The following is an 8,310-nucleotide window of genomic DNA, read 5'->3' on the forward strand; positions in this document are numbered from 1 at the left end:
AAAGGCGATGCTTTTTAAAATTATTCTGCTACTGGAGCTCCAACTGGGCAAACGTTGGCACAATTTCCGCAATCTATGCAAGTATCTGCATTAACTACAAATATTGTATCTCCTTGTTCTATAGCATTTACTGGACATTCAGCTGCACAAGCACCGCAGCTTATACATGTTTCTTCTATTTTATATGCCATAATAAAACACCTCCTAATATTTTCGGTATGTAACTACCACGTTAATTTTATCACATTCGTGTATATTTTCAAATACTTTTGACATAATTTTTTAAACGACAGTATATCCCAGTAATTCTATGGAATCAATAATTTTATCTAATTTAGAGAAGTAGTCATCATATATTATGCTTACTTCTCCTTTTTCCTTATTAATTTCACAGGCAACTACCCCTGTATTTGAAGCTACTGCATTTTTTATTTTTTTTACATCTTCTGATGTTTTCATACCGATAATTTTAATTGAAGACTTCATTTTCATCCCCCTGAATATGATCTAATTATCCTTTATTAAATCCTTAATAAGAACTTTATCAGTTTCATCTTCTATTTCAAGTTTTATTTCCCCGTCATCTACATTACCCTCATAAGTTCCACTTATTAACTCTATTTTCTCTATCTTATATTCATTTATTACTTCTTCTTCCCCAAAAGCCATCTTAACTTTAACTGTCTCTTTTACAGTATTATTGCCAACAACTTCTCCTCTACCATCTACAGTTTTAACTATTGATCCTACCCTAGGTAGTCTCTTTCTAATATCTTCGTAGGTGCTTTGTTCATAATTTAAACAGCACATTAATCTTCCACATATTCCTGATATCTTAGTAGGATTCAAGGATAAACTTTGCTCTTTTGCCATTTTAATTGATACCGATGCAAAATCTCCAAGGAAACTTGAGCAACATAAAGGTCTTCCACAAGGTCCTAAACCACCAATCATTTTAGCCTCGTCTCTTACACCTATTTGTCTTAACTCTATTCTTGTTTTAAATATTGTAGCTAAGTCTTTTACTAATTCTCTAAAGTCTACTCTACCATCTGCTGTGAAGTAAAAAATAACTTTATTATTGTCAAATGTATACTCTACATCTATTAACTTCATATTTAAGCCATGACTTACTATTTTCTTAAGGCATACATCAAAAGCCTCTTTCTCTTTTTCTTTATTTTCTTTATGTAATCTTATATCTTCTTCATTTGCAACCCTAATAACTGTTTTAAGTGGAGCTACTATATCTTCCTCGCGTATTTCCTTTACTCCAATAACACATTCTCCAAACTCCACGCCTCTTGCTGTTTCAACTATGACATAACAATCCTTTTTTACCTCTGCATTATTAGGATCGAAATAATATATTTTACCCGCTTTTTTGAAACGGACTCCTACAACTTTTATCATTTTAAACCTCCATAAGATCTATGATCATAACATTTAATGTTAATAAAAAATTTGTGTTGCTATTTAATTTACTTCTTGTTCTATCTAAAACCTTTACCATTCCTTTGAGTTTTCTAAAGGTCATTTCTCTTGATATATTATCTATTTCATGAAGTTTATCACCATTTATGATTAACTCCTTATTTTCTACTTCTTTATATACGGATATATCTCTTATAAATGAAAGTAAAATATTTAAAATTTCTTCCCAATTTTCCTTAAAACTAGCTAATTTTTTCTCATATGTAATAACAGCTACTTTATCGCCTTTATTAATATCCACTAATAAATTACATATAATACCTCTTAAAATTTCTAAATTTTTGTTATTAAAAAAATCTTCTACCTTTCCAGGAACTCCTCCTGCATATGCTAATGCAGAATTAATCATTTTTTCATCAAACTCTTTAAAATATAAATTTATATACTCTCTCATATCTTCAATATTTAATGGTGAAAGTTTATGAATCTGGCATCTTGATTTAATTGTATCTAATATTAAATCCCCACTTTCACACAATATAATTATGTAAACACCTTTAGGTGGTTCTTCTATCGTTTTTAATAAAGCATTTTGCGCTTGAATCGTTAACTTATTTCCTCTATGTATTATTATTACCTTTTTATCTCCTTCAAAAGGTTTTTTATAAATCTCTTGGATTATTCCTCTAACTTCATCTATTCCTATAGACTTATCGTTTACTCTATAATTAACGATATCCGCATATTCTCTTTCTTGACTTTTACCTAATATGCTTAAAGCAAAAATCTGAGCTATTTTGCTTTTTCCTATACCATCTTCTCCTATTATTAAGTGTGCATGAGAGAGTGCACATTTTTCAATAAGTTTATCAAATGATTCTCGTATTTTATTATGCCCAATAAACTTCATATGCACTCATCCTTTCAATTATATTTTTACATATTTATCTACATCTACTACAAATACAGTAGCTCCTCCCACTTGAACCTCAACTGGGTATGGAACATATACATCAGCAGTACCTACCATAGGAGTAGGGGATACCACTAGTTGTTTTCTAGTTTTACATACATCCTCAACAATAGTAAGAACCTCATCAACCTTTTCTTTTTCTACTCCTATTAATAGTGTAGTATTTCCGGACTTAAGAAAGCCCCCTGTAGTAGCTAATTTTGTAACCCTGAAACCACCCTCAGTAATTGCCTCAACTAAATCAGCTGTATCATCATCTTGAACTATAGCAATAACTAATTTCATATTCTCCTACCTCCTTTAAACTCTTTAATTCTATTTACTTATAATTATTTTATCATAAAATATTAAGTTAAAATATATTTATATTTCCTTCATATAGCTTTATTCTCAATATTTTCATTGATAATCTTTGAAACTTCTAGATAAACCTCATCTACAGCCCCAGATGCATCCACTTTAACTATATTATGATTGTATTTCTCCATTAAAATACTATATCCTTCTCTAACTTTATCATGAAAATCCATATTTTCTTTATCTAGTCTATTTATCTCTCTTCCCTTATTTTTATTTATTCTTTCTAAACCTAGTTTTGGTTCTATATCAAATAATATTACTAAATCTGGCATATAAGAATCTATAGCAAATTTATTTATCTCATAAACTTCTTCTATTCCAAGACCTCTTGCATAACCTTGATATGCTAATGATGAATGTAAAAATCTATCACATAACACTATTTTACCTTCTTCTAAAGCTGGTATTACCTTCTCTGCTAAATGCTGTCTTCTTGCAGCTGCATATAAAAGTGCCTCTGTTCTTGCATCCATTTTAGTGTTCTTAACATTAAGTATTACTTCTCTTATCTGTTCTGCAATATCTATTCCACCTGGCTCTCTAGTAATCATACAAGATAGATTTTTCTTTACTAATTCCTCATATACTTTATTAATTACAGTGCTTTTACCAGCACCATCTCCGCCTTCAAATGTTATAAACATTCCTTTTCCCATCTTCTTTTTACTCCTCTGTTTCTTTTAAAATTTTAATTTTGTTATTATTTATTCCAATACATTCTATATTATCATTTAGTAAATCTAAAAGTTTATTTATCTTCTCTCTAGTAATCTTCTCTCCCATCAATATTAATGGAACTCCTGGTGGATAAGGTACTATATGCTCTTTAGCAATTTTCCCAACAGAGTTTATTATATCAATAAATTCCGCTTCATTATTCATAACTATTATAGGGTCTATCAATTCCCCATCTTCAATATCTAAATCATAACTTTTGACTATAGTTTCTTCCTTATCTACCCTTAACTTCAATAAGGCATTTTCTAATCTTTCAAAATCTTCTTCACTATTAAAAGGAGTAGGAATTAAAACTGTTGCTCTTCCTATAGCCATCTCAACTTGAACCCCATTATTTAGGAAGTATTCAACTAAGTCAATATTCTTATACCCCTCATTAATTGATATTACTATTCTAGTAGGATCATATGTCCATTTATCTTCTAATTTATTATTATCTATAAAATCAATTCCCTCTACCTTATCTATAACCTCATTTATTTTCTTTATTCTTCTAATTAGTTTCTCATAAGCCACTTCAGCTTTTTCCTGCAAAAAGGCTCTGCTGTAATCTAAAGTTGACATAAATAGATAGGAAGGGCTTGTACTCATAAATGTTGATAAATAAAACTCTACCTTTTCTTTATCAATTTCATTATTTATATGTAAATAGGCAGTTTGGGTTAATGATGGTAATGTTTTATGAGCACTCATTACCACCATGTCAGCCCCAAGCTTTACTGCACTTTCTGGAAGTTCATTATGAAATCCAAAATGTGCCCCATGTGCTTCATCTATTAAAACTTTAATAGATCGCTTTTTGCACTCTGTAATAATCTTAGATATATCTAAACCAATTCCAAAATAATTAGGGTAAGTTAATATAATTCCCTTAATACCTTTTTCATTATCTATTATTTCTAAAAAATGTTTAAAATCTATTCCTAGTGGTGCTCCTAATTTTGAACTTATCTCATTTTTAATATATATGGGTTTTAACTTTCTGACTAATATACCATTAAATATTGATTTATGGCAATTTCTTTCCACTAACACTTTGTCCCCTTCGTTAAAAGAGGAAAAAATCATGGTTAAATTACCCGAAGTGCTTCCATTTACTAAGAAATAGGATTTATAACTTCCATAACATTCACTCAACTTATCTAAAGCTTCTCTTATAATCCCTTGAGGGTTTTGTAAGTTATCTAATCCATCTACCTCAGTAATATCTCCATTTAATATTAAAGTAGTCAGTTGGTCTTGAAATGCTCTTCCATGTTTATGTCCTGGCATGGAAAAGGGTGCATAGTTTTTTTTAATATAGGTTTCTAATCCATAAATTATAGGTGCATCATTCATTACTCTTCCTCTTGCTTATCTGTTTATTGGATATAATTTATTGGTTGTGATAAGTACCTTTTTATCTTACGTTTATAAAATTCATATCTGTCTGTATATACAGGTTCATTTGCAATCGCTTTTTCACAACTTAAACAAATTTCTTTTCCGCATATTATTATACCATTTTCATTAGCTTTTCCACATATAATGCAATTTTTTTTCATAATTGAATTTACCTCCGCTTTTCTTGTCCTATAATATTATCTTGATTTTAACCCCATACACTATATTCTATTCATTTACACGTAAAAGTTATTTTGTCCAACTAACTTTATTTTTGACATATAAATAATTTACTCTTTATTGGAAAAACTAATTTATATGAATAATCAGGAGGGGATTTTTTTGAAGCAAGAAATTATATCTCACATAGCTAGCTGTGAAAAAGATCTATATTCTTTATGTAAGTTTTTATATGAAAATCCAGAAGAAAGTTACTGTGAAGAAAAAGCTTGTTCTTATATAACCACATTGCTTAAAAATAATGGCTTTGAGGTTAAGGAGAACTATTTAGATATTAAGACCTCCTTTTATGCGCAAAAAGGAAGCGGTTATCCTAAAATCTGTTTCGTATGTGAATATGATGCCATAAAGGATCAAGGTCATGTAACTGGTCATAATCTATTAACAACAATATCTGTAAGTAGCGCTTTAGGTTTATCTAAAATAATAGATAAACTTCAAGGAACTATAATAATACTTGGCTGCCCTGGAGAATACCTAGGTGGAACTAAGTCTACAATGGTAAGACAAGGAGTTTTTGATGATATAGATGTAGTATTAACTGCACATCCAAATATAATAACTGCTGAGAGTGGAACTTCATCTGCCATAATTCCACTAAACGTTAAATTCTATGGAGATAGCGGATTAAGTTTCTTAAATAGTAGTGCCTACACTTCTCTAGACGCTACTTTATTAACCTTTAATATTCTTAATTCTTTATTAAAAGGATTTTCTAAAGATGTAGATATAAATTCAGTATTATCAAATGGAGGATACACACCGTTGCTTCTTCCTACTGAAACTGATTCTAAATTCTACATACGCTCAAATGACATGGACATTGCTAAAGTTGCCGAAAGTAAATTAAGAGAAATATGTTTATACGTTTCTAAACTAATGCGAGTTAAACATGCAATATCACTTTATGAACCACCTAACGAAGAATTATTAACTAATATTACTCTTAATAGACTTTTTTCTCATAATCTAAAAGAAGCAGGAATAATAGAAATATCAGAGCCTAAAGATACTTCTGCTGGACTTAGTTTAGGCTGCGTAAGTCATAAAGTTCCTTCAATTCATCCATATATAGATATAGTTAATGGAGAAAATATAGAATACGGTTCACTAGAATTTGCTAAAGCAACAATAAGCGACTACGCTTTCCAAAATGCTATGAAGGCCTCTCACGCTTTATGTTTCACTGCCTTAGATCTTATAGAAAATGTAAATCTACTAAGCGAAGTAAAAACTGAATTCTATGAATTCAAGAAAAATTTATACTAAAATTAAAATTTTTATAACACTATAAAAAATGAGCTGCCACACTGGATATCAGTGCATAGCTCATTTTTATTTTTCTTCATATTCCTTTTACATCTATACTGTAGGAGCCGTTTCTCAGGCTCCATTAAAATCCTTTTAATTAGTAGTTATGTTTAATAAGAAGTTAAGCACCTTACTGCTGTAGAGGCTTCTTTTCAAGCCTCATTATATTATTATGTTTAATAAAAATAAAAACATTTAAAAAGAAAAACAGTTAAAAAGTTAAAAAGTTAAAAAGTTAAAAAGTTAAACATTTAAAAAGTTAAACATTTAAATATAAAACCTAACTCTGTATAAGATACTTAAAATTCACTTAGTCCTTCTTTGAATATAAATAAATACTCCATTTATTAGCACATTTAATTACTTATCTATAGAATATAATATAAATAATTTTTAGGAGTAGTTATGTTAGCTAAAGCACTTAAGAATAATGATCTTATAGGAATTGTATCACCAGCATTCTGCGAGGATATTAAAGTAATAGATGATAAAATAGATACATTTAAGAAATTAGGATTTAATCTTCTTTTAGGAAAACATTTATATAGTCGTTCTGGATATTTTGCAGGAGAATCCATTGATAGAGCTTCTGATTTAATGAATATGTTTGAAAATAAAGATGTTAAAGCAATTATATGTTTTAGAGGGGGATATGGCAGTATAAACATACTTCCTTATTTAAATTATTCAGTTATTAAAAAGAATCCCAAAATACTATGTGGATATAGTGATTTAACAACTTTGATTAATTATATAAATAAGAAAACTGGCTTGGTAACTTTTCATGGTCCTATGGTAAATTCAGATTTTAATGATGAGCAGACTTTAGAAAGCTTAAAATTTACTTTAATGCAAGGATATAGCCCTTATAATATTCCTTTTGGAGGTTCTGTATGCTACAACGAAGGTAATACTACTGGTATATTAGCTGGAGGAAATTTAGCCACCATTTGCTCTACCTTAGGAACACCTTATGAAATTAATTTTAATAATAAAGTACTACTTATAGAAGAAGTTAATGAATATCCTTATTCTTTAGATAGAATGTTAAGTCAACTTCTGTACTCTGGAAAACTATCAAAATGCAAAGGATTCATATTAGGCCATTTTACTAACTGTACTGTAGAAAATTACTCAAAAAGTTATACTGTTGAGGATATTATAAAAAATATTTTAGTTCCCTTAAATAAGCCTATAATAACTGGATTTTCATTCGGTCATGACTATCCTAATCTTACCTTACCTATTGGGTCAAAGATTAAATTAAACTTTACCTCTAAATATATAGAAATAATGAATAATGTAGTTATATAATTTAATTTTCCACAAAAATATACCTTTTTCACACAAGTTATCCACATCTTCTGTTGATAACTTTTGATTTTTTGTTAATAACTATTATTTAATATCAAATAAATGAGAAAAATAAAAAACTTGCAAACTAATGTTTACAAGTTTTTTTAATTGGAGGCGCCATCCGGATTTGAACCGGAGGATAAAGGTTTTGCAGACCTCTGCCTTACCACTTGGCTATAGCGCCACACAATGGTGGCTCGAGCAGGAATCGAACCAGCGACACGAGGATTTTCAGTCCTCTGCTCTACCGACTGAGCTATCGAGCCATAATATTTGGCGACTTCCTACTCTCCCACACAGTCTCCCATGCAGTACCATCGGCGTAATAAAGCTTAACGATCCTGTTCGGAATGGGAAGGGGTGTTACCTTTATGCCATTATCACCAAATATATTATGAAAGAATTTTGTTCTTTCAAAATTGCACGTAAGTTCATTTAATAATATATATTCCAGTTAACTTTTGGTCAAGCCCTCGATCTATTAGTATGAGTCAGCTAAATATGTTACCACACTT

General features: G+C 29.7%; 10 protein-coding genes, 2 tRNA genes and 1 rRNA gene. 2 read left to right on the plus strand and 11 right to left on the minus strand.

Annotated elements, in window-relative coordinates; all coding sequences use genetic code 11:
• Positions 1–20 precede the first annotated feature (20 nt).
• From L1S49_RS15140 to L1S49_RS15175, 8 genes are all read right to left on the minus strand, one after another.
• A complete protein-coding gene (locus tag L1S49_RS15140; RefSeq protein ID WP_021800116.1) occupies positions 21–191 on the minus strand; it encodes a 4Fe-4S binding protein in 171 nt (56 codons plus the stop codon).
• Between the two features lie 91 nt (positions 192–282).
• Positions 283–486, minus strand: a complete 204-nt coding sequence (locus L1S49_RS15145) for a heavy-metal-associated domain-containing protein (RefSeq protein ID WP_073022794.1) — start codon at positions 484–486, stop codon at positions 283–285.
• 21 nt (positions 487–507) lie between these two features.
• Entirely contained in the window at positions 508–1,413 is a 906-nt protein-coding gene (locus L1S49_RS15150) for a stage 0 sporulation family protein (RefSeq protein WP_073022795.1), read from the minus strand.
• 1 nt (position 1,414) lies between these two features.
• Entirely contained in the window at positions 1,415–2,344 is a 930-nt protein-coding gene (locus tag L1S49_RS15155; protein WP_073022796.1) for a DNA polymerase III subunit delta', read from the minus strand.
• An 18-nt stretch (positions 2,345–2,362) separates the two neighbouring features.
• Positions 2,363–2,692, minus strand: coding sequence for a cyclic-di-AMP receptor (locus L1S49_RS15160; RefSeq protein ID WP_021800112.1), 330 nt, complete (start codon positions 2,690–2,692; stop codon positions 2,363–2,365).
• Positions 2,693–2,781: 89 nt separating this feature from the next.
• Complete coding sequence (gene tmk, locus L1S49_RS15165) at positions 2,782–3,423, minus strand: dTMP kinase (RefSeq protein ID WP_021800111.1); 642 nt, start codon at positions 3,421–3,423, stop codon at positions 2,782–2,784.
• A gap of 7 nt (positions 3,424–3,430) precedes the next feature.
• Positions 3,431–4,843: an aminotransferase class I/II-fold pyridoxal phosphate-dependent enzyme gene (locus L1S49_RS15170; protein WP_238905920.1), complete on the minus strand. Its 1,413-nt coding sequence runs from the start codon at positions 4,841–4,843 to the stop codon at positions 3,431–3,433.
• Positions 4,844–4,866: 23 nt separating this feature from the next.
• A complete protein-coding gene (locus L1S49_RS15175) occupies positions 4,867–5,049 on the minus strand; it encodes a sigma factor G inhibitor Gin (RefSeq protein ID WP_021800109.1) in 183 nt (60 codons plus the stop codon).
• Positions 5,050–5,230: 181 nt separating this feature from the next.
• Here L1S49_RS15175 and L1S49_RS15180 point away from each other — a divergent pair, with 181 nt between their 5' ends.
• Together L1S49_RS15180 and L1S49_RS15185 are read left to right on the plus strand one after the other, a co-directional pair.
• Complete coding sequence (locus tag L1S49_RS15180) at positions 5,231–6,397, plus strand: M20 family peptidase (RefSeq protein WP_238905928.1); 1,167 nt, start codon at positions 5,231–5,233, stop codon at positions 6,395–6,397.
• 447 nt (positions 6,398–6,844) lie between these two features.
• Positions 6,845–7,753, plus strand: a complete 909-nt coding sequence (locus tag L1S49_RS15185; protein ID WP_238905930.1) for an LD-carboxypeptidase — start codon at positions 6,845–6,847, stop codon at positions 7,751–7,753.
• A gap of 151 nt (positions 7,754–7,904) precedes the next feature.
• On the opposite strand, the gene L1S49_RS15190 is transcribed toward L1S49_RS15185, so the two are convergent.
• The 3 genes from L1S49_RS15190 to rrf form a co-directional block, all read right to left on the minus strand.
• Positions 7,905–7,979, minus strand: a tRNA-Cys gene (locus tag L1S49_RS15190).
• 6 nt (positions 7,980–7,985) lie between these two features.
• A tRNA-Phe gene (locus tag L1S49_RS15195) sits at positions 7,986–8,061 on the minus strand.
• A 5-nt stretch (positions 8,062–8,066) separates the two neighbouring features.
• Positions 8,067–8,183 (minus strand): 5S ribosomal RNA (gene rrf, locus L1S49_RS15200).
• Positions 8,184–8,310: the final 127 nt, after the last annotated feature.

This window comes from Clostridium sp. YIM B02506 (assembly GCF_022324845.1).
Taxonomy (GTDB): domain Bacteria; phylum Bacillota; class Clostridia; order Clostridiales; family Clostridiaceae; genus Clostridium_T; species Clostridium_T intestinale.